The 20,977-nt window shown below is 56.7% G+C and carries 18 protein-coding genes; 6 read left to right on the forward strand and 12 right to left on the reverse strand.

The genetic code is table 11. The features are described 5' to 3' along the window. Nucleotides 1–204 precede the first annotated feature (204 nt). From AC27HQ_RS02095 to AC27HQ_RS02105, 3 genes are all read left to right on the forward strand, one after another. Nucleotides 205–1,119 carry a pirin family protein gene (locus AC27HQ_RS02095; protein ID WP_487154156.1) on the forward strand — a complete coding sequence of 305 codons (915 nt, stop codon included), beginning with the start codon at nucleotides 205–207 and terminating at the stop codon, nucleotides 1,117–1,119. A gap of 59 nt (nucleotides 1,120–1,178) precedes the next feature. Continuing rightward, nucleotides 1,179–1,778 carry a DUF1287 domain-containing protein gene (locus AC27HQ_RS02100; protein WP_487154157.1) on the forward strand — a complete coding sequence of 200 codons (600 nt, stop codon included), beginning with the start codon at nucleotides 1,179–1,181 and terminating at the stop codon, nucleotides 1,776–1,778. Nucleotides 1,779–1,863: 85 nt separating this feature from the next. Continuing rightward, nucleotides 1,864–3,282 carry a mechanosensitive ion channel domain-containing protein gene (locus AC27HQ_RS02105; RefSeq protein ID WP_487154158.1) on the forward strand — a complete coding sequence of 473 codons (1,419 nt, stop codon included), beginning with the start codon at nucleotides 1,864–1,866 and terminating at the stop codon, nucleotides 3,280–3,282. 58 nt (nucleotides 3,283–3,340) lie between these two features. On the opposite strand, the gene AC27HQ_RS02110 is transcribed toward AC27HQ_RS02105, so the two are convergent. The 6 genes from AC27HQ_RS02110 to AC27HQ_RS02135 form a co-directional block, all read right to left on the reverse strand. Then, nucleotides 3,341–4,447 (reverse strand): HupE/UreJ family protein, encoded by a 1,107-nt coding sequence (locus AC27HQ_RS02110; protein WP_487154159.1) that lies wholly within the window; start codon nucleotides 4,445–4,447, stop codon nucleotides 3,341–3,343. Then, the gene (locus AC27HQ_RS02115; RefSeq protein ID WP_487154160.1) at nucleotides 4,444–5,283 is read right to left on the reverse strand and encodes a tetratricopeptide repeat protein; all 840 of its coding nucleotides are present in this window, start codon (nucleotides 5,281–5,283) and stop codon (nucleotides 4,444–4,446) included. Before AC27HQ_RS02115 ends, AC27HQ_RS02110 begins: the two co-directional genes overlap by 4 nt. Nucleotides 5,284–5,545: 262 nt before the next feature. Then, nucleotides 5,546–5,818 (reverse strand): hypothetical protein, encoded by a 273-nt coding sequence (locus tag AC27HQ_RS02120; protein ID WP_487154161.1) that lies wholly within the window; start codon nucleotides 5,816–5,818, stop codon nucleotides 5,546–5,548. 12 nt (nucleotides 5,819–5,830) lie between these two features. Next, nucleotides 5,831–7,315, reverse strand: a complete 1,485-nt coding sequence (locus tag AC27HQ_RS02125) for a DUF4331 domain-containing protein (protein ID WP_487154162.1) — start codon at nucleotides 7,313–7,315, stop codon at nucleotides 5,831–5,833. 176 nt (nucleotides 7,316–7,491) lie between these two features. Next, nucleotides 7,492–8,220, reverse strand: coding sequence for an anti-sigma factor (locus AC27HQ_RS02130; protein WP_487154163.1), 729 nt, complete (start codon nucleotides 8,218–8,220; stop codon nucleotides 7,492–7,494). Then, the gene (locus AC27HQ_RS02135) at nucleotides 8,217–8,765 is read right to left on the reverse strand and encodes a sigma-70 family RNA polymerase sigma factor (RefSeq protein ID WP_487154164.1); all 549 of its coding nucleotides are present in this window, start codon (nucleotides 8,763–8,765) and stop codon (nucleotides 8,217–8,219) included. Before AC27HQ_RS02135 ends, AC27HQ_RS02130 begins: the two co-directional genes overlap by 4 nt. Before the next feature lie 322 nt (nucleotides 8,766–9,087). Here AC27HQ_RS02135 and AC27HQ_RS02140 point away from each other — a divergent pair, with 322 nt between their 5' ends. Beyond that, a complete protein-coding gene (locus AC27HQ_RS02140; RefSeq protein WP_487154165.1) occupies nucleotides 9,088–9,924 on the forward strand; it encodes a PhzF family phenazine biosynthesis protein in 837 nt (278 codons plus the stop codon). 53 nt (nucleotides 9,925–9,977) lie between these two features. Here AC27HQ_RS02140 and AC27HQ_RS02145 read toward each other — a convergent pair whose 3' ends face one another. Further along, a complete protein-coding gene (locus AC27HQ_RS02145) occupies nucleotides 9,978–10,574 on the reverse strand; it encodes a pyridoxamine 5'-phosphate oxidase family protein (RefSeq protein ID WP_487154166.1) in 597 nt (198 codons plus the stop codon). Between the two features lie 99 nt (nucleotides 10,575–10,673). On the opposite strand from AC27HQ_RS02145, the gene pdxR reads away from it, so the two are divergent. Further along, nucleotides 10,674–12,104 carry a MocR-like pyridoxine biosynthesis transcription factor PdxR gene (gene pdxR / locus AC27HQ_RS02150; RefSeq protein ID WP_487154167.1) on the forward strand — a complete coding sequence of 477 codons (1,431 nt, stop codon included), beginning with the start codon at nucleotides 10,674–10,676 and terminating at the stop codon, nucleotides 12,102–12,104. Here the strand turns inward: pdxR and AC27HQ_RS02155 are convergent. Both AC27HQ_RS02155 and AC27HQ_RS02160 read right to left on the reverse strand, forming a co-directional pair. Next, nucleotides 12,092–15,175, reverse strand: a complete 3,084-nt coding sequence (locus AC27HQ_RS02155) for an efflux RND transporter permease subunit (RefSeq protein WP_487154168.1) — start codon at nucleotides 15,173–15,175, stop codon at nucleotides 12,092–12,094. The genes pdxR and AC27HQ_RS02155 overlap by 13 nt on opposite strands. Continuing rightward, nucleotides 15,172–16,326 carry an efflux RND transporter periplasmic adaptor subunit gene (locus AC27HQ_RS02160; RefSeq protein ID WP_487154169.1) on the reverse strand — a complete coding sequence of 385 codons (1,155 nt, stop codon included), beginning with the start codon at nucleotides 16,324–16,326 and terminating at the stop codon, nucleotides 15,172–15,174. The genes AC27HQ_RS02155 and AC27HQ_RS02160 overlap by 4 nt, the downstream gene beginning before the upstream one ends. A 241-nt stretch (nucleotides 16,327–16,567) precedes the next feature. Here AC27HQ_RS02160 and AC27HQ_RS02165 point away from each other — a divergent pair, with 241 nt between their 5' ends. Then, nucleotides 16,568–17,404 carry a CvfB family protein gene (locus AC27HQ_RS02165; RefSeq protein WP_487154170.1) on the forward strand — a complete coding sequence of 279 codons (837 nt, stop codon included), beginning with the start codon at nucleotides 16,568–16,570 and terminating at the stop codon, nucleotides 17,402–17,404. A 1-nt stretch (nucleotide 17,405) separates the two neighbouring features. Here the strand turns inward: AC27HQ_RS02165 and AC27HQ_RS02170 are convergent, their stop codons facing one another. From AC27HQ_RS02170 to AC27HQ_RS02180, 3 genes are all read right to left on the reverse strand, one after another. After that, entirely contained in the window at nucleotides 17,406–17,933 is a 528-nt protein-coding gene (locus tag AC27HQ_RS02170; RefSeq protein ID WP_487154171.1) for a CIA30 family protein, read from the reverse strand. Then, nucleotides 17,926–18,675 carry a DUF2889 domain-containing protein gene (locus AC27HQ_RS02175; RefSeq protein WP_487154172.1) on the reverse strand — a complete coding sequence of 250 codons (750 nt, stop codon included), beginning with the start codon at nucleotides 18,673–18,675 and terminating at the stop codon, nucleotides 17,926–17,928. The genes AC27HQ_RS02170 and AC27HQ_RS02175 overlap by 8 nt, the downstream gene beginning before the upstream one ends. A gap of 102 nt (nucleotides 18,676–18,777) precedes the next feature. Beyond that, on the reverse strand, nucleotides 18,778–20,977 hold a 2,200-nt coding region (locus tag AC27HQ_RS02180; RefSeq protein WP_487154173.1), incomplete at its 5' end, for an Ig-like domain-containing protein.

Below are 20,977 nucleotides of genomic sequence, written 5' to 3' on the forward strand. Positions count from 1 at the left end.
GAAGCCATGCTTCACGAAACCCCGCTTACACCCTACTGGGCCCACCATTTCTTCTCGTCATTCCAGTCCTTATAAAGCGCACATCACAGACCCCCCACTGTTTTCACGACTGCAACCCTGGCATCAACCAGACCAAGCTGACGTGCAAGCGCTGTCTAATTATGCTTTCCTTGCCAATGGGATGACATGGGCAGGATTACCGATATGAGCAATGACCAAAGTCGCGCTGAACAAGAATGTGATTTTTCCGGTGGCTGCAGCGCAATAGAGCTGCTAATCAAGCCACGCGATAAGGATCTTGGTGGCTTTTCTGTACGTCGTGCCCTGCCAACTGTGCAACGCAAGATGGTCGGACCCTGGATTTTTTTCGATCACATGGGGCCGGTTGAATTCCCCGCTGGCAAGGGCATCAATGTCAAACCGCATCCCCATGTGAATCTGGCTACTGTCACCTATTTGTTCGAAGGGGAAATCCTCCATCGGGATTCCCTTGGCAGCCTGCAGGCGATCCGGCCAGGGGACATCAACCTGATGGTGGCTGGTCGCGGCATTGTCCATTCCGAACGCGAACGCGCTGAAGTGACAGCCCGAGCCCATCGTCTGCATGGCTTGCAACTCTGGCTGGCGTTGCCGGAAGCAGATGAGGAAATCGAGCCGGCCTTCTATCACTACCCTTCGGCGGAGATACCCGCGTTTACGGTGGATGACGTGCCGGTCAGGGTGTTGATGGGCAGCGCCTATGGCCGCACCTCGCCGGTCAAGACCTTTGCCCAGACACTCTATGTTGAAGCTCACTTGCAGGCTGGACAGACTCTGATGCTACCCAACGCTGAAGAGCTGGCCGTCTATGTCGCCAGCGGCAGCCTGAAAGCGAGCAAGACCGCGATACCGGAGCATTCACTCGCCATCATGAACAATCAGCCCGGCGTAAGCGTAACGGCTACCAGTGCAGCACGCATTGGCATTATCGGTGGCGAAACAATGTCGCGCCGCTTTATCGAATGGAATTTCGTATCCACTCGCAAGGCGCGAGTCGAACAGGCCAAGGCAGACTGGAAGGCCCAGCGCTTCCCAACCGTGCCCGGAGATGAGAAAGACTATATTCCTCTACCTGAATGAGCTGACGCCTGGTATGCGGGCTATGCACATCAGCACATTAATACTGGAAAGGTGAGCCTATGCGGGGCGTGATTGTGACGGTGCTGTGCTGGCTTGTGTCATTGCCAGCGACTGCCGAGCTGCCCCCCTTCGAGCAGCAACTGGTGCTGGCCGCGTTGGAGCGCACGACACACGTCGTGCGCTACGACGGTGCTTACCAGCGCATCGATTATCCCGGGGGCGATGTACCTGCTGATATGGGCGTATGCACAGACGTCATCATTCGCGCCTACCGTACGCTGGGAATCGATCTGCAGCAGCTGGTTCATGAGGACATGCGGGCCAACTTCGGCAGCTATCCATCCAGACGCATCTGGGGTCTGAACCGCCCCGACAGCAATATAGATCACCGCCGCGTGCCTAATCTGCAAACCTTCTTCAAGCGCCATGGCACAGAACTGCCGATGTCCACCGAGGCTTCAGACTATCAACCCGGCTCTATCGTGACCTGGATGTTGCCAGGCAACCTGCCGCACATCGGCATTGTAACGGACCAGATAGCAGCTGGCTCAGGACGGCCGCTGATTGTGCACAACATAGGCGCCGGACCGAAGTTGGAAGATAAACTGTTCGCCTATCCGATTACCGGTCATTATCAGTTTGCGCCACAGACCAACTGACAATGACACTATGCCCTGGCTGGACCAACCACGAGAATGCAATGCGTAAAGACAGCAGCACATATCAGACAGAATGGTGTTCATGATGGGATCGTGGGTTAGTTCACCGAAAGTAGCCCCCGGCGTTCGCCTGATTATGGTGCTAGGCGCGCTACTGATGATCTTCTATCTGGCTCCAGCACAGGCCCAATCACCCGTAACCGAGATATCGGCCGATGCTGATACGGCTGATGAACTCAGTCTTGAAGACCAGCGTATTCAGGCCCGCATAGCGGGTGTTTACCAACTGCTTGAGCCGCTGGTCGCCGTAGAGGTTGAGGTCAAGGATGGCGTGGTACTGCTATCGGGTTCGGTATCAAACGGCGCACAGGCCGAGCGCGCATTGAGTCTGGCCGCACAATTCCCTGGTGTTATTACTGTCGACGATGGCATTGAACGCCGTCTGGATGTGCAGGGTAATCTGTCGCCAATGCTGGCCAAGATCAAGGCGGACTTGAACCAATGGCTGCGCGCGCTGCCCCTGGTCGGACTGGCACTGTTGATTTTCACCCTTGTGGTGTATCTCGGCTACAATCTGGCTCGCTGGTCACGGTTGTGGCTAAGGCTGACGCCCAACCCGTTTTTGGCAGAGCTTGCGGCGCAAGCTGTGCGGATCATTGCGATAGTGGTTGGTCTGGTTATCACCCTCAACCTGCTGGGTGCAACCGCCTTGATGGCAACCATTCTGGGTGGTGCGGGCGTGGTTGGCCTGGCAATCGGTTTTGCCGTGCGCGACACCATGGAAAACTATATATCCAGCATCATGCTCAGCCTGCGGCAACCATTCCGGGCCAACGACCACGTGGTCATCAACGAATTCGAGGGCAAGGTGGTGCGCCTGACATCCCGCGCCACCGTATTGATGACGTTGGATGGCAACCAGTTGCGGATCCCCAACGCCATGGTATTCAAGGGCGTCATACTCAATTACACCAGAAACCCACAGCGTCGTTTCATGTTTGAGCTGGGCGTGGATTCGGCTGATAACGCAGTCCAAGCCATGGGCGTGGGTGTGGATGCGATGCAGTCATTGCCCTTTGTACTCAAGGAACCCAAGGCAAAGGCAATCATCGCCTCTGTTGGCGACTCCAACACGGTTCTCATGTTTACCGGCTGGATAAATCAACACGATACGGATTTTGGCAGTGCCCGCAGCCTGGCCATTCAGGCGGTAACCAGTATGCTCAACAATCAGGGCTTCACGATGCCGGAGCCCATCTATCGGCTTCGCTTTGATGCAACAGCAAACCGGCAACCCATGCTTGATAAGCTGACTGAACTCGCGCCAGTCAAGGAACCGTCCGAGGTACTGAAGAAACCGGCCAGCCCAGCCCCGGTCATCCGTCCGGCAACAGAAGAAGTAATGGACGTCCGTCCTGACACGCACATAGACGGCATGGTCAACGAAGAGCGAGCCATAGAGAACGAAACCGATCTGCTCGATGCGAAGCGGCCCGTCGAATAAAAGGACTCGGCATTGACCCCAGCCCCTCAAGCCCCCTCCACATCAACTGAAACCGAACTCAAGCAAGGGGTATACGTTCCCATACCCAGTAGAAGCCGGTGAGGGCAATGGTCACCACACCCACGGGGAGTATCAGCTGACGGTAGACCCATTGATGACGCAACATGAAGATCAAGGGTACAAAGACCATGACTATAGCGAGTTGCGCCAGCTCTACACCGACATTGAAACTGGCCAAGGCCAACAATAGAGAGCTGGTATTAATCAGGACGTCGGATAGTACGCTGGCAAAACCGAAACCGTGGATCAGACCAAAACCAAAGCCCAGCAGGTAGCGGCGCTCACCTAGAAATGGCCAGACAACATTAATGGCTGCAACCACAATCGACAGCGCAATAATGCTCTCGACCCACTCGATATCCAGCCGTACCCAACCCAGTGTGGCAATAGCCAAGGTTATTGAATGGGCCAGGGTAAAGGCTGTGACAATCCAGGCGACGTCTTTAACCGCACCACTGATGCTGTTGGCTACAACCCAGCGGCCATCCATGCGCCTGACGGCAGCAGGTAACATCAGTGCCAGCAGAAACAGTATGTGGTCGTAACCTATCCACAGATGCACCATGCCTTCCCAAAGAAAGATCCGAGCGGTCTCCCAGCTGCTCAATCTAAGACTGAGGTTAAGGTCAGGACGGGCAGGGCCAAGAACAGAAAGTTGTTCATCGCCAGCAAAGCGCGTCATAACCAGCGCCCTGTGCAGCGGATCACGATCAAAGAACAGGCTGTAGGTAAGCAGAGTGGCACTCGATATGGCGCAATCAGGCCTAAAATGCATTGCCAGATAATTGCCATCGCTGTGCTGAGTCAACCCGGCAATACGCCAGTTCAATACACAGGCCTGGTCTGACGCATAAACCTGCATACGCGATTGTAGGTAATCAATAATCTCAGCCTGGCGCCCAACCACCTGATCCCACCGAACGAGACCTGCACTATCGCCTTCCAGTGACACAACACGGGCCAGATCAACCAGAGCAATATCCAGCCGACCAGGCACCTCTTCATTACTGCCATCCCAGAACAGGAAACTATCACTGGCCTTGTGCGCCTGGACCTCCCCGGGCAACAACAGGCTCAACAGCAGCGCGACCAACATCCTGTTCATAAATCACTCCTTACATTCGCCGTCAAACCTGCTGGTTCATTGGCCGCGGAGGCTGCACGCATCAGCAGCTCACGATCCGCATCACCACGCTGGGTTTCCCAGTTTTCGCGCGCGGCAGCCAAGGCCGCCTGCGGGTCCTCCCTCACATCCAAGATAAAACGGGCATATTCCCACTGATGAAGAGATTCACCGCGCCAGCGGGCTTCAGCAAATCGTTGTTCAAGCACCTGTGTTAACGCCACTGCGTGCGGATGTCCTGTGCGCTTGAGCGCAATAGCACGCAAAACCGCGAGCGTATCGATATGCTCGTAGCCCTCTGTGATCTGAACTGCTTTCGCCGCCTCACTCTGCCCTAACAACCAATCGGCATAGCGCGCTCGCCGGTAGAGATCACCGGGCATCATCAACAGACTGCGCTGCCAATAAAAACCAGCCTCCGGGACGTCCAATCGCGATGCAATGTCAGCCAGGGTGACCAAGGCATAATCGCGCTCGATGGCGCTAGCAAAACGGCTGGCCACCAGTGCATCTCGTAAATCGTTAAACGCCTGTTCAGCCTTTTCGCCGTAACTGGCAAGCTCATAGGTACAGCTTTTGGCCAAAAGGTCAGGGCGTATTAGAGTCAACTGCTGACAAGCCTCACTTGCTGCCGGCTTATCATCACGCACTCTGGCGATGCTATAGCGCGTCAGCCAGGCCTGACGATTATCCGGCTGTTGAGTCAATACGTGCTCAAGGTCCGCTTCAGCCTCATCAAAACGGTGTAAGCGCTGAAGTAGCGTAGCGCGCATCAAATACACATCCTCCGTCCACTGCTGCTCGGGCAGGCTGGCCATCAAGCCTTGTGCCAAGCCAAGTGGTCGAGGACTTCCGGTCTCACGTGAACGCTCGATCAGAGCCGCCATTTGTCGAACCAGCTGATCTGCAGACAATACCGATAGACCAGCACTAGCCTGTGCAACCTCATCCAGCTGCAAGACGACAGCATCTGATACTGGCATCGAAACGGGCGGGCCCATGGGCGAGGCTGCTACCGAGAATGGCCACAGCATGAAGAGTAAGGGCAACAGGCCCGGGCGCAAGCCCGGGCCTCCTTTGCTATGGATTGAGCAGATTATCGAAGGCACTTTCGTTGTCCTGATCATCAAATGTTATGTTCAGCTGATTGATGGTCATCGGCTCAGTATTTCCGCTGGTTGCGGCGAAGAGCGAGTTGACCAGGGAGGTGAAGGATATCGAGGCAGCCGGAGGGGCCTCGCCACCGCCATTCTGGTTACCAGCATTACCGCCACCACCGCCGCCACTGCTTAGACACCCTGTAAGGAGTACGCCTACCACAGCAAGGCAACCCAGGGTTTTGAACATGCTCATGATGCCCCCTCCTTAATTGCGTGAGCCAGGCAGCGGTGTGCCCAGATAGGGGAAAGACGACTGCAAGACCGAAGGATCAACTTGCACACCGTCAGTCAAGGGCGCGGTATTGTTCGGCGCAACCTCACTATCCGCAATCAGTGCACCCATGGCTACGCGCAAGGATATATCCACTACGTCGTCAATGGGGCGACGACCGTTCGGGAAGCCTGCATTGTCCCCGGCAAGCACACCCAGATCATCCTGGAAGGCTGGCGGTGTTACATTTACCAGCGGATTCAGTCTCAGCATTTCAGACCCTGTCACGCCTACAGGACCATTCAAGCCAGGTACGCCAGTCAGAAAGGCTGTAACCAGATCACTGCGTGGGAACAGGTTCGGAGCAACAGCTGTGCCAGGAAAAAGAATCTCCAGCAGCTCAGGCAATGTTGGATGGGTCACGTAGGTTGCAAACTGGCCATCATTCATTGGCTTGCTTGCGTTGAACGCATCCTTGTCTTTCAGACCAATAACCACCTCATTGACCAGCGGCATACCGAGTCGGGAAACCTGAGTCCAGGCACCACCGGCAATACTTGCACCTCGGCCCGTGGCGGTTGGCTGTGGATTCAGCACGCGTGCCTGACGCAGACTGGCCGTGGTCCAGGCGCCAATGACAGGCTGGCCTTCGGAGTTGGCCGCCGTACCGGTCAAGCATGAGATCGGTATCTCAAGCGCCAGGGACGTTACGTTTGAATCAGCCAGGTCGTTATTCTCGGCATTCCGCCCACCCAGAGGATTGGTGTTCACCAAGTCAAAAATTTCACCCAGGTTGACAGCAAAGGCTTCCCGACGCTGACCGGCAAAAACCCGCGCAGTTCCATTACAGCCGGGTATCAGAGCCTCATGGATATGCTCATTGGCGTAAGCTTCGTAGTCTGTAAAAGATTTCTCTCCAATATTATCCATCGGTTTAGCAAAGGTTTCAGTGCCATCAAAGGCATTCATTGCCCGCTCTGCCGTTCCAGTACGCCTGTCACCACGGACCACTGTCAGCTCATAGGTCTGTCTGACTTGAACCGCAGCCGTATCGTCCACACCAGGGCCGATGCCGCCTATATTCTTCAACGGTACAGAGACCATTTGCGTTGCACCTGAATCACCTACAGCGAGCTGCAAATCCTGCTTCACATCTGTGAACCTGAAGCGGAAGGTAATATCTTCCTGCGCATTGCCGGAGTTATCGATATGAATCTCATAGAGTGCATTGCTCTCCATATCGAAATAATTCGGACCACCGTAGGGTGATTGCAACGGCAAATAGTTAGCGATCAGAGTCACAGTGTTTTCACGACCCAACTCGTAACTACGGAACATATAGAAATCAGTACCATCGACTTTGGGTTCACCGGTGATAAATGGCGCCTCCCGGTGGCTGGAAGCAATACTGACTGCCGAACCAAGGCAGACCCCGAGGATAGCGGTTGCCAGGATAGAGCGTTTGAATAGCCTGTTCATGCGGTAACTCCTTTGCGTTTTTTTGTAGTGTTACCCCCTCTATACGCAACGCATCAGAAAACGGATGCAGCTCAATGCAAAATTTTTTTTAATTCTTTCCTTACGGGTGCATGGAACACAAAAAACCCCAAGACACCGAGTCTTGGGGTTTGATGGTAATGCGCTGAACGACGGCCTTAGATGCGGGCCAAGACCCCTTGGGCAATGACCGGCCCGGTGGGCAGCCCGGTGGGTGAACCGCCCGGAGGCTCAAGTGATATTGCAAATACGGCATCGACATCAGCCAGGCTGCGAAGCTGTTCTGGTAGCGTCAGGCTCGCCGCGTTATCGACGGACAGCAAGCCAAGCGACTGCGGAGGCCTGTCATCTGCGATGAGCCAGAGCTGGGCAACTCGCCCTTGAAGGTCGATATTGGCCGCAGGGACCATGACAAGACTCCGACGCTCAGCATCCAGGCTGGCGGTAAAAACGGTCTGCCCGTTTTCCAGTTGCAGCACCGCTGCCAACGGCAGGCCCGGCATCGGCTCATCACGGGGCACGTCGACGAGCAATACGGCAGCCAGCACCAAGGCGACAGCCAGACTACTGGCCGACAACCCACGCCAGATCGTCAAACTGTCCCACCATCGGCTTGCTGGCGCATTTCGACCTGACCCGGCAGTGGCCGCTTGTTTGTCTATAGCTTGCAGAATACGAGCCCAGACAAAGTCCGGTGGCGGTTCTTCGGCAAGCTCATCAAGAAAGGGCGCGAGGTGGTTCTGCCATACCATCAACTGGCGGGCATACTCGGACCGAGAAGCCAGCATCGACTCCACCAACGCTCGTTCATCAGCCTCAAGCACGCCGAGCACATACTCAGCCAGCAGGATGTCGTCGTTTTCACTAACTGTATTGGAAGTATTCATTTTTCTAAACACGCCTTAAGGCTCAACAAGCCCCGTCGAATCCAGCTCTTCATCGTTCCGAGCGGCACTCCCGTGCGATCAGCCAGGTCATGATAGGTGCAACCTTCGAAAAAGGCCGTGCGGATCACCGTACGTTGTTTAAGCTCAAGACTCGATAAGCAACTATCTAGTCGGTGCTGCTCACTGGCGAAGCCAATCCCGTCCGCTTTTTCCGGCTCGGGCAACAGCTCCAGATCCAAAGCATCAGTGTTACGCTCAATGCCACCAACACGCAGTCGATCAATACACTTGTTGTGGGCGATCATCGCCAACCAGGTGATCGGGTTGCCCCGTTGGGCGTCAAACAGTCCTGCTTTGCGCCAAACGGTTAAAAACACTTCTTGTAACATATCTTCGGCATCACTGCGCTCTGCCAGCATGTGCTTGCAGATGCCAAACAGCTTTCCGCTGGTCAGGCGATAGAGCTGCTCAAATGCCTGCCGATCCTGTCGGCTTATAGCTGCCAGCAGCTCAGTCAAGCGGCCCCCCTTTTCCTGATCATCCATTACTTGCACTACCCTATACGGATCAAATTGGACTTCAGTTGCAACTCACTGTTCCGGAATCTAGCAATAAAACCACAGGGTAGCCATCTATAGATCCACGCCGTCGTCACACATCCCCTCATCACCTGACAAATACCCTTAAACGTTATCAAGGTAACCGTGAATTCCTGCTGGCTATGCCGAAACCTGCAGCGAGCCGTCCAACCTGAAAAGCCTCAGTTGTCCTTCACTCTGTGCCCTTTTTCCTCAGTCAAACTGTAGCTACCCGCGCCTGGCTGAGCCGTCTAAGATGTCAGATCGACCCAATCAAAGAGTAACAACGATGCCTGGCAGTCTGATCTTCCACCAAGTCGATGTGTTTGCACAGCAACCGCTGCAAGGCAATGCGCTGGCAGTGGTCTGCGGCGCAGATGCCTTGAGTGATGAACAGATGGCAGCGTTTGCTCGCTGGACCAACCTCAGCGAAACCACCTTCCTATTGCGTCCGACTTCCGCTGCAGCCGACTACCGTGTACGGATATTTACCCCGCAGCGGGAGCTGCCCTTTGCCGGGCACCCAACGCTGGGGAGTTGTCACGTATGGCTGCAGAATGGCGGCTCGCCCAAGGCCGAGGTGGTGGTGCAGGAATGTGCTGCCGGGCTGGTGCGGGTGCGGCGCAGGGGCGAGCTCCTGGCTTTTGCTGCGCCACCCTTGGTACGCAGCGGTAGCGTGGATGAGACGACCTTGACGCGCATTGTCGAGGGTCTGGGGATTGGCCTGGCGTCTATCCGTGCCAGCAACTGGGTGGATAACGGACCCGGCTGGGTGGGTCTGCTGCTGGGTTCGCGTGCCGAGGTATTGGCGATCAAGCCGGACTACAGCCGCCTGGCGGGACTCAATATTGGCGTAGTGGCGCCCTGGGATGAGGCGAACGCCGAAGCGGATGTGGAGGTACGCGCCTTTATGGGTGACGAGGGCGCTGAAGATCCGGTGACCGGTAGCCTGAATGCCAGTCTGGCCCAATGGTTGATCGCCACCGGCGCGCTGCCACCTCGCTACCTGGCCAGCCAGGGCACGGTGATCGGTAGGCGTGGTCGGGTACGGGTCGAACAGATTGGCGACGACATCTGGGTCGGTGGTCAGGTGCAGGAGTGTATAAGCGGGCAGCTGCGCCTCTAAGCGTAATAGCCACCCGCATAGCACTGAGAACTTTCATCGCTAATGCGGCCCTCTCAGGCCTTGATGTTTCCGTGCCAGACCGGCAGGTCGAGATCCTCTGGCTCCTCGTTGGGGCCGCCGGTCCGGCTCTTGAAGGCACCCTCCTCTATAGGGATACGGAACAGGGCAGTGGCTTTGCGCTCCTTGGCATTGGGTGCGCGCACCTGGTCCCAGCGGCCCGGCTCCAGTTCGTTGATGACGCTTTTGAAGGCTGCATCAAACTCGACCTCATCTTCAACTCTTTCGGCTTTGCCAAAGAGCACCAGCGATTGATAGTTGGCGCTGTGGTTGTAGGCTGACTTGCTCATCGCCCACTCCTCGGTCACCGCAAAGGACAGGCATAGTTGCATGCCCGACTCCAGGCGCTTGGCCAACCTGCCACCGTTAAGCGTATGCAGATACAGGTCGTCTTCCACGCGCCAGGCGGTAATGGGGATGATCCGCGGCTCGCCCTCTTCCACAAAGGCCACGTGGGCTGTCTTCAAGCGGTCTATCAGTGCATAGGCCGGTGCGCGGTCGTAACTGGCACGCTTGGCGGCGCGCTTGATCTGGCTGCGCGGACAGCAGCTCAGCGGGGTTGAAGAAGTGGGCATATCCTCTAACGGTTCCACGGGAGCCTCCTTTAAGGCACTAATGATCCTCGCTCAATTAAAGGCAATAGCTGATACCATCTGAAGATCCAGTTTGTGACTTTTTACAGGACCAGTAGCGTGATCGACGATATCCAGCTGGACAGCTCCGGGCCGCTCCAGCATCAGTTGTACCAGCAGATTGCGCAGCGCGTTATCCAGCGCCGCTATCTGCCGGGCAGTCGCCTGCCATCCAGCCGCCAGCTCGCCGCAGACCTGGGTGTCAGCCGCAATACGGTCAACGCGGTGTATGACCAGCTAAAAGCAGAGGGCTTCCTGCAGAGCCAGGCCGGCAAAGGTGTGTTCGTGCATGCGGACATCAATGCTGATTTGCTTCAGCATGAGAAGCGCTCTGCCCGAGCAGCCAACCCCGGGGACGCGTTGCCGCCCATCCCCGAGCTGCCTGTAAGCAGGATCAACCGGGCCGAGGATGCCAACCTGCCCTTTCAACCCGGCCTGCCGGATCTGGACGCCTTCCCGATTCGCAGCTGGAACCGCATTCTGCACCATCAGGAAAGTCGCCGACATCTGCGTGGCTACGACAGCACCCAGGGCTATCAGCCGCTGCGTCGAGCCATTGCCGAGTATTTGCGCTCGGCCCGCGGCGTGCGCTGTCAGGAGCATCAGGTGATCATCACCAACGGTGCCCAGCAGGCGCTGTCACTGATTGGTGATGTGCTGTTGCAACCTGGCGATCAAATCTTCAGCGAAGACCCCGGCTACCGCGGCGCCCGTTATGCCCTCGCAGCACGCGGTAACCCGATAACTCCGGTACCGCTGAAGCAACAGGTACTGGATGTGGACTCACTGCCCGCGCTGGGGCCTGCCAGGCTGCTGTACTGCACGCCCACGCACCAATATCCCATGGGTGGCATCCTCGATATTGCGCAGCGCATGGCACTGCTGCGCTGGGCCCAGGGTAACCAGACCTGGATCATTGAAGACGACTACGACAGCGAGTTTCATTTCTACAACAAACCGTTCGCCGCGATTCAGGGCATGTTCGACAACACGCCGGTGCTCTATGTCGGCAGCTTCAGCAAAACGCTACTCCCCGCCTTGCGCGTCGGCTATCTGGTTGTGCCAGAGCCGCTGGTGGATCACTTCGTGCTGGCCAAGCAGATCAATGGCGGCGAGAGCCCGTTACTTGCCCAGGCCACCATTGCCGAGTTTATGCAGACCGGCCAGTTCACCCGGCATGTACGCCGAATGCGTCAGCTGTACCGGGATAAATGGCTGCGCTTTGAGACGCACGTTACCCAGGAGCTTGCCGGGCTGGTCACGCCGGTAGCGGAAAGCGCGGGTATGCACCTGGTGCTGGAGGGCAAGTTCGATGATCTGGCGCTGAGCCGCTGGCTGAGAACCCAGGGCTTTGGCAGCACGCCGCTGAGTGCACACTTCGTTGGTGATGCTGGCAAAACCGGTCTGGTGATGGGTTTTGCCAGCGCCAACGAGCGCGAGATCGAGACCTGCGTGGGCCTGCTGAAGCAGTGGCTTACTCAGGCCTGCTGACGAATCGCCCGCCGAGCCGCAAAGCGCTCCCGGATATTGTCCCCGAGCACCAGCATGCACGGCGTGATAAACAGCGTCAGTATGGTCGCGAAGGTCAGTCCGCCAGCAATGGCGCTGGACAGCTGGGTCCACCATTGGGTTGAGGGCGCGCCAAAGCCCAGGCTGGGTTCAAGCAGGTTGACGTTGACCGCCAGCACCATCGGCATCAGACCCAGTACCGTGGTAATGGAGGTGAGCAACACCGGGCGTAACCTCAGGCAGCCGGTCTGGTGGGCGGCCTCCAGCGCCGATACGCCTTCAGCACGGATCTGGTTGTAGGTATCGATCAGTACGATGTTGTTGTTCACCACAATGCCCGCAAGCCCAATGATGCCCATGCCGACCATGACGATGCCGAACGGCTGACTGTTGAGCAACAGCCCCATAAGCACGCCGGCCGTGGAAAACACGATGGCCGACATGACCAGCAGGGCCTGATACCAGCTGTTGAACTGTACCAGCAGAATCAACAGCATGAGGAAAATCGCAACGATGAACGCCGTACCCAGGAAACTGGCCGCCTCCTGCTGGTCGGCCCCCTCTCCAGCGGTATCTATCAACACCCCCCGAGGGATCTCTACATCGCTGGCAAGCAAGGCATTAAGCCGCTCACTGACTTGCATGCCCGCAGCCAGATCGGACTTGATGGTAACCGCTCGGTTACCATCAATACGGTTGATCACACTGGTCTTGGGTGCCGGGTAGACGGTAACGAAATTGCTGATCGGCACCTGACCACGTGATGTCTGCACGGTCAAGCGGGTCAGATCTTCAATCGACCGCCAGTTTTCCGGGAAACGCACGCGAATATCCACTTCGTCACTGGCAAAGTCCGGTCGGTACTGCGCCAACAGCAAGCCATTGGTCACCATCTGTACGGCATTACCCACCGTCAGCACGTCGGCACCGAAACGCGCAGCCGCCGCGCGATCCACTTTAACGCGCCATTCAATGCCTGGCAGGCTGCGGTCATCTTCAATATCGACAAAGCCACCAAGGCTCTGCATTTCAGTAATCAAGCGATCAACAGCCAGATCGATGGCGTCCTGATCCGCACCGCTCACCAGCAGTTCAATCGGCTTGCCTGCTGCGGGCCCCTCTTCCTGCTGGCGGAACTCGAGGATGACGCCGGGCACATCGGCCGTCAGCCTGCGCATCTCATCCAGAATAGCCGCGGCACGGCGGCGCTGATGCCAATCGGTAAACTGGAATTGCAAGGTGCCCACCACATCGGGCGGCAGCTCGTTGCTGGCTGATACCAGGGAGCGGGCATACAGTGCCTTGACCTCGGACAGCCCCAACAATCGCTGCTCGACACCTTGCAACAGGGCGTCGCGTTCATGGATGGACAGGTCACCGCGCGCGCGCACCAGTACCTGGGCGGACTCAGGCTCGACCTCAGGAAAGAACTCTACGCCATGGTTGAAGCTGCCATAAGCGACAAAGATGACCAGGATAGCCAGCAACATGCCGCCCAGTGTCCTGCCCGGCCTGCGCAGCAGCTTTGCCAGCATTCTGTCGTAGGCCTTGCCCGCGCGACTGACATCTACGCCGGTTGCCGCCGGCTTATGACGCTTCAGCGAGCCCAAAACCGGGAGAAAAATCAAGGCCATAAGCAAGGAGGCCAGTAGCGCAATGATCACGGTGGCGGGCAGGAAACGCATGAACTGCCCGACCATACCAGGCCAAAACAGCAAGGGACCAAACACCACAATGGTGGTCGCCGTTGAGGCAATAATGGGCCAGGACATGCGTTCCGCTGCATTGCCCCAGGCCTGAGCAGGTGACTGGCCCTCGCTGATATTCCGGTCGGCCAGTTCGCTGACAACAATAGCGCCATCGACCAACATGCCGGCCACTAGAATCAGCGCAAACAGGACGATGATATTCATCGTGAAGCCGATCAGGTACAACACCAGAATGGCGACAAGGAACGCGCCAGGAATGGTAATGCCGACCAGTACAGCTGAACGCAGCCCCATGGTCGCAACAATGAGAATCAGCACCAACACTACGGCCGTCAATACATTATTCAGAAGATCCGACAGCATGGTCTCCACTTGCGTGGATTGATCCATGATGTAGTGAATCTCCATGCCCTCAGGAAAATAGGCGCTGGCCTGTTCAATCACAGCACGCGTCTGTTCAATGGTGGAAATGATGTTGGCACCTGCGCGCTTTTTTACCTCAAGCACGACGGCGGGCTGGCCGTTGATCCGGGCAAAGCCGAGCGGGTCCTTGAAGCCCGGGTTCAAAGTGGCGACATCGGCGAAGGTCACCACGGTATCACCTTGGACCTTGACCGGCATGTTGAGCATGTCATCCAGATCTTCAATAACGCCCGGCACCTTGACTGACATGCGACCCTCGCCAGTATCCAGGCTACCTGCCGCGACCAGGCGGTTGTTGTTCGAAACCAGACTGAACAACGCCATGTAATCCAGACCATAGGACTCGAGAACCTGGGGATCGACAACAATCTCCAGCAAGTCTTCACGGTCGCCACCTATCTCGACTTCCAGCACTTCCGGAATGGCTTCAATAGTCTCCTGCAGCTCGCGGGCAATATAGATCAGCTCACTTTGCGAGACCGGCCCGGCCAGGCCGACCGACAATACCGGAAACAGCGCCACGTTGATCTCGTTAACCGTGGGCTCATCAGCCTCACCCGGCAATTTGCTGCGCGCCGCGTCAACCTTTTCGCGCACGTCAGTCAGCGCCTTGTCGGCGTCAAAACCGGCATCAAATTCAAGCATGACCGAGGCGTGGCCCTCACTGGACACAGAGGTCATTTTCTTGACTCCTTCCAGTGCCCGCAGCTCTTGTTCCATTGGCCGCACCAGCAAGCGTTCCGCATCCTCAGGGCTGATGCCATCCAGGGTCATCGACACGTACATCATAGGGATGGCTACGTCGGGATTCGCCTCCTTGGGAATGGCGTTATAGGCTGTCAGACCGCCTACAAAGAGGAACACCAACAGGGTAATAACCGCTCGACTGCGGTCTATAGCGGCATGAATCACCCGACTCATTCAGGGACTCCCGAGCCAGGCAATGGCTCGATCCCAGGCATGGTGGCAGGCTGATCCTGATTGTCCGTAGGCCGCACCTCAACCAGCTGGCCTGGATCAACAAACCCGGCGCCCTGGGTAATCAGTTGCACCTGCTCGGGCAATCCCGTCACGGTCGCACCATCATTGGCCATAGCCACGACCCGAACGGAGTGATTGATCACCCGACCCTGTTCATCCACGGCACGCACGCCCAACTGCCCGTCGGCGTCCAGCCTGAGCAACGCCGGGGAAAGTTGATGCGCCATTACCGCTGGCAACTGGATGCGAAGCGTCACACTGCCTCCGGCAATCCGCCAGAGCTCGGGGTTGCTGGCCTCGACTTCAACATAGAAGCTGCGCGTTTCTGGATCTGCCGCCAGACTGATAAAACGCACCTCACCTTGAAGCTCACGACCATCCAGCAATTGCAATTTGACAGGCTGCCCGACTGCAACGTTGCTGGCATCCTGTTGTGGCAGTTGAGCCGTGGCTTTTAACCGCGCTACGTTGACCAGCGTCATCAGTTCGGCGCCGGACTGCACCAACTCACCCACCTCGACATGGCGTCGATCTACCACGCCAGTAAAGGGCGCAACCGGCCGGTTGTATTGCACGGCCAACTCGGCGGCACTCAATTCGGCTTGTGCACGGGCAACTTCGCTTTCCAAACGAATGACTTCGGTCTCGGTAGCATAGTTGGAGGACCTGAGTGTTCGGGCGCTTTCAAGCTCCTTCTGCCGCAATCTATAGACAGCTCGGGCCTGCGCCAGTTGCTGGGCGCGGCCTTCATCGGACAGTTCAAGCAAAGCATCACCCGCTGACACCGGATCACCCTGCTGTCTGGCCAGTTTTTCTACCCGCCCGGATACCTGGGCCATCACCCTGACGCTTTGCCATGGCATCAATTGGCCTTGCAGCACCTGCTCACGGGGCAAGGATTCTGCCTGCAACCAACGGGTTTCGACCTGATGTAGCGCCTGCTCTGCTTGCTCCTGGGCTGCTGGCGCGTCGTTCTGCGCACTGCGCATATCACCCAATAGCAGCCACAACACCAGTATGACCACCATGATGATTGCAATCCGCACCGGGGAGAGCTGACGGGAGACTGTGTTCTTGAAGGAAGCGGTCACGACATATCCTTGCAGAAAGGGTTCGAACAAGGCAGACCATCAGATCGCACTCATGTTCATTATCAATGGCGAGTATATCTGACATTGGCCAGAGGGCGGCTTAGCTTCATGGAACGGACTGTGTTGCCAGACGCTACAGTCAGCGTATCGCCTTGAATAAAGGCCTCCATGTCTTTTGCTCTGGACGCTCGGCCGTTTTTCATGGAGCATCCACGCAACTACCCCTTTCTGCGAGATTTTCATGGCCCTGATCGGTCGATACAACAGTCTTCAAATTGTCACTCATACCGACTTCGGGCTCTATCTGGACGGTGGTGCCGAGGGCGAAATTCTTTTGCCCAAGCGCTACATCCCCAAGGATGAGCCCACGGCCGAGGGTGACTGGCTGAATGTATTTGTCTATCTCGACAGCGAAGATCGGCTGATTGCCACCACCGAGAAACCCAAGGCACAGGTTGGGGAGTTTGCCAGTCTGAAAGTGGTGGATATCAACAAGATCGGTCTATTTCTTGACTGGGGGCTACCCAAGGATGTGCTGCTTCCGCACTCGGAGGAAAAGCGTCCGCTGCAGATCGGCCAGTATGTGGTGGTCTACCTCTATCTCGACAAGCACAGCCGTCGCATTACCGCGACGGCGCATCTGGACCGGCATCTGGACAAGACCCCGGCGCGCTATCAGATAGGCCAGCAGGTCGATCTGCTGGTGGTCTCCCCGACGGATCTGGGATTCAAGGCCATCATCAATGGCCAGCACTGGGGATTGATCCACAAGAATGAAGCCTTCAAGTTCCTGCGTGGTGGCTCGCGGGAAAGTGGCTACATCCGCGAGATCCGTCCTGATGGCAAGATCAGCCTGAGCCTGCAGCCGGTGGGCGCGCAAGCAAGCGAGGGTCTGCAGCAACAGATCATGCTGGAGCTGGAGAAGGGCGACGGCGTTCTGCACATGAGCGACAAGAGCCCACCAGAGCAGATCAGCAATCTGTTCAGCGTAAGCAAGGGCAACTTCAAGAAGGCTATCGGCAACCTGCAGAAGCAGGGCCTGATCCGCATCCATGCGGACCGTATCGAGCGGGTCTGAGTCAGCGGTACAGACCCAGTTCGGCTACGCACAGATCGACGGACATGGCCTCGCCGATCGCCACCAGGCCGAGACTGCGTAACCTGGCTGGCTCAAAAACAGCATCGGTGCGATGTGGTTGAAAATCACTGAAGGGCAGCCACCAGGACTGCCACTGCTGTCCGGGTTGCAAAACCTGTCGAAAAGACTGCCAGGGATGCTGCAATACGGATGTCTTCAAGCGCACATCAATGGCATGGCCGCCACCCAGCAGCACCAGATACAAGCCGCGATAATCAGCCGTGTCCGCTATCGGCGGCCAAGCCATCCTGACCTGCACAAAGCCGCCGTTGTTCGCCAGACTGATTTCACCGCGCATACAGATGCAGGCCCGCCCCGCTCTCTCCAGCAGGTCAATCCGGCCAACTGAGCAGCCGCCCATGACCTGGTCACTGACAAAATGCCAGTCATGCGGCTGCACCAGCTGAGCCTTGAACAAGGACCGGCATTCACTGACATCCTGAGGTTTGTAATGCAACAAATCAGACATTGATCACCGGTGGACCATAGGCTTTCAAAAGCTTCTCCGGGTGGTCAACATCGCTGCGCGTGCTACCCAGCATGCGCGTCGCCTGGTGGGCACGCTCGGGCTGGAAGGCAAAACAGGCACCTGAGCGGTGCTTCATCAGTTTGCCTGCATCGCTGATCATGTCCAGATTCACCCCCTTGGCCGCCGCCACCATGACGGCGCGGCGCTGCACATACAGGGCTTCCAGTGTCTGGTTGTCGAGCATGCTGTCAGCCCAACCCATGATGCTGCGCAGGTCCTGCTGGTCAAATACATCCTCGCTGTCGATACGTGTCCCCTGCAGGTGCCAGTCCAATAGCTGCTCGTCATTCAGCCAGAGCTGTGCATGCCGGTATTCGTGCATCGCCCCGGTCACTTTGCACAGATACTCGCGCCGACCAGGCCGGAGCGCCTGGGACAAGGCCAGCATCAACAGATCATACTGATGCGTACACTGCTGCTTGCCATCAATATCATCCAGGGTCACGGCGATTCGCTCACGCAGTGGCTGACCAACAAAGTCCTGCAGCCGCAGATCAGCCTGGGGGCACACTGACCAAGGCGTCCGCAGGGCTTTGCTGTTCAAGGAGGTAATACGATGGCCGTCATGCCCAAGCTGGATGACGAAGTAGTGATGCTCGTCCTCCATGGCAATACTGCATTCGCTGCTTGTCACATCGAACAACAGTCTGCGATAGAAAACGTGTGCGTTTGTCCCACCCATGAAAATCTGCCTCATTAATGCAATGAGGCAGGTTATCACAAGCACAATGAGACGATAGGACCAACAAACCGCTGCGGTGGAGAACCGCAGCGGTACTGCAGGTTACTGGTCTATGTTCAGCTGTCCGTTGTTGATCATGGCGTTGATAAAGGCATCCGACTCAAGACCGTCCATACTCACACCTTCAAGGCGGATTACCTGATCAGCGTTGTTGCCCGCTACATTGCCCTGTGCCCGGATATACAACATGGTGTCTGCACCGGATTGCTCAGCGCGGATGTAGTTATTGATACTGCCCTCGTTTTCACCCTGCAGAAGATCAGCAATATCCAGCCGGTCTGCCTGACCACTGCCGGTATAGCCGTTGACCAGATCCAATGTGAAGTCCGTAACGCGATCAACTGCAGGCGACGCGGTCGCGCCTTGGTCGCCAAACTCCCAACGGAATACATCGGCACCCAGACCACCGGTCAACACATCGTTACCCGAGCCACCAATCAGCACATCATCTCCGGCACCGCCGTTCAGCGTGTCATTACCTGCACCACCATATAGAACATCGTCGGCTGCGCTACCGGTCAGACTGTTGTTTAGTGCCCCACCCACCTGGAACGCCTTGGTGTCGGTGGTGACATTGCCTGATGCGTCAGTCGCCACAACAACGTAGGTGCCGCTACCCGTGGTGCTGTCGATCTGCGTTTGCCAGTTGCCGTTGGCATCGGCAACCAATGTATCAAGTACGTTGCCATTGCCATCCTGCAGAACAACCTCAGCGTTTTCAGCCGCGATACCAGCAATATCCAGTTGCTGGAAGCCTACAGTGTTGGCCGAGAACTGATCATTGGTCAGGTAGTTGACGTCACGGATGCCGTTACTGTCGATGACCAGCGTTGTCGCCGTGCCATTAACCACGCCGGAAAACACCACCAGATCAGTTGTAATGCCGTCAACACCGATCTTGTCCGAGCGGGTAACTGTCCCTGTCATGGATCTGGTTTGCCACTGACCAAAAGTTGAAACTCTCTGCTCCCAAGTCAGGGTATAGGTATCGCCTACTTCAAAAAGATAAGTATTGTTGCTCCCCGACCTTGTCGAAATCGCTAGGTCGCGTGTGGCACCAGCTGCAGGCGATCCAAAGAACGTTGGTATCAGGCTGGAACCACCAATGGTTTGTGACAAGTCACCCGGAATAACGGCTGTCGTTGAAACACCAAAGTCGTTGTTGCCGAGGGAACCCCATACCTGAGAAATCACATCGGTTGCAGAGGGGTCGCTGGTCGTAGTGATGCTTTGAATTTCGACTGGCACAATTACCGTCAGATTGCCATTGTCGTTAGCGAACTGGGCATTGCCGGCCGCATCTGCCACCGAGGCAACCACAGTGTAAATCCCTTCTGCCAGAGGGGTTACAACATCGACCGCATAGGTGCCGTTTGGCTGCACCACTGCAAAGAGCGTTTGTTCAGCGCCATCAGCATCAGTTACCAGCAAGGTAACAGTTGCGCCAATTTCATCACTGTTACCAGTGATGGTCGGCGTGCTGTCGAGACCATCGGGCGCGCTCACTGTCAGCGTTGGCGCAGAGGTATCAACCGTTACCACTTGGCTGGCTGGCACACTGGCGTTGCCTGCGGCATCTGATGCAACGGCACTCAGGTTGTAGTTGCCATCCGCCAGTGTGGTGCCGGTGTAATCCAGGCTCCAGTTGCCGGCTGCGTCTACCACAGCATTACCAATCGGGTTGCCATTCAGACTTACCACAACGATAGCACCTGGCTCGGTTGTACCCCTGAAAACCAGCGTATTGTCGTTGGTAATAAAGTCGCCAGCCGTGCCACTGTCATTACTGATACTTGTTATTGCAACGGCAGGCGCGACCAGATCAACAGAGTGTGTTGACGTACCCGTGCTTTCTACACTGTTGCCAGAGGCGTCGCTGGAGCTCACAACCACATCGAACTCGGTGTCCGCAGCGAGATCGCTACCGGCCACATCCACAGTCCAGTTACCGACAGAGTCAACGGTGGTGTCGTATTCAGTGCCATTGATGATCATGGTAACCACATCACCCTCGGCAATATCACCACCGATGGCGGTACCCGTTACTGCAATGGTTTGAGTGGCTTCGGCGGCATTGATCACGTCATCAGCCGTGATGTTGTCCACAGTAACTGTGCCGGCCTGAGCAACCAGATCTACAGTGTGAGTAGACGTGCCGGTGATATCGACAGTGTTACCCGCAGCATCACTGGAGCTGACCACTACATCGAATTCGGTGTCCGCAGCGAGATCGCTACCGGCC

It is taken from the genome of Halopseudomonas sp. 4NH20-0008 (assembly GCF_057548395.1).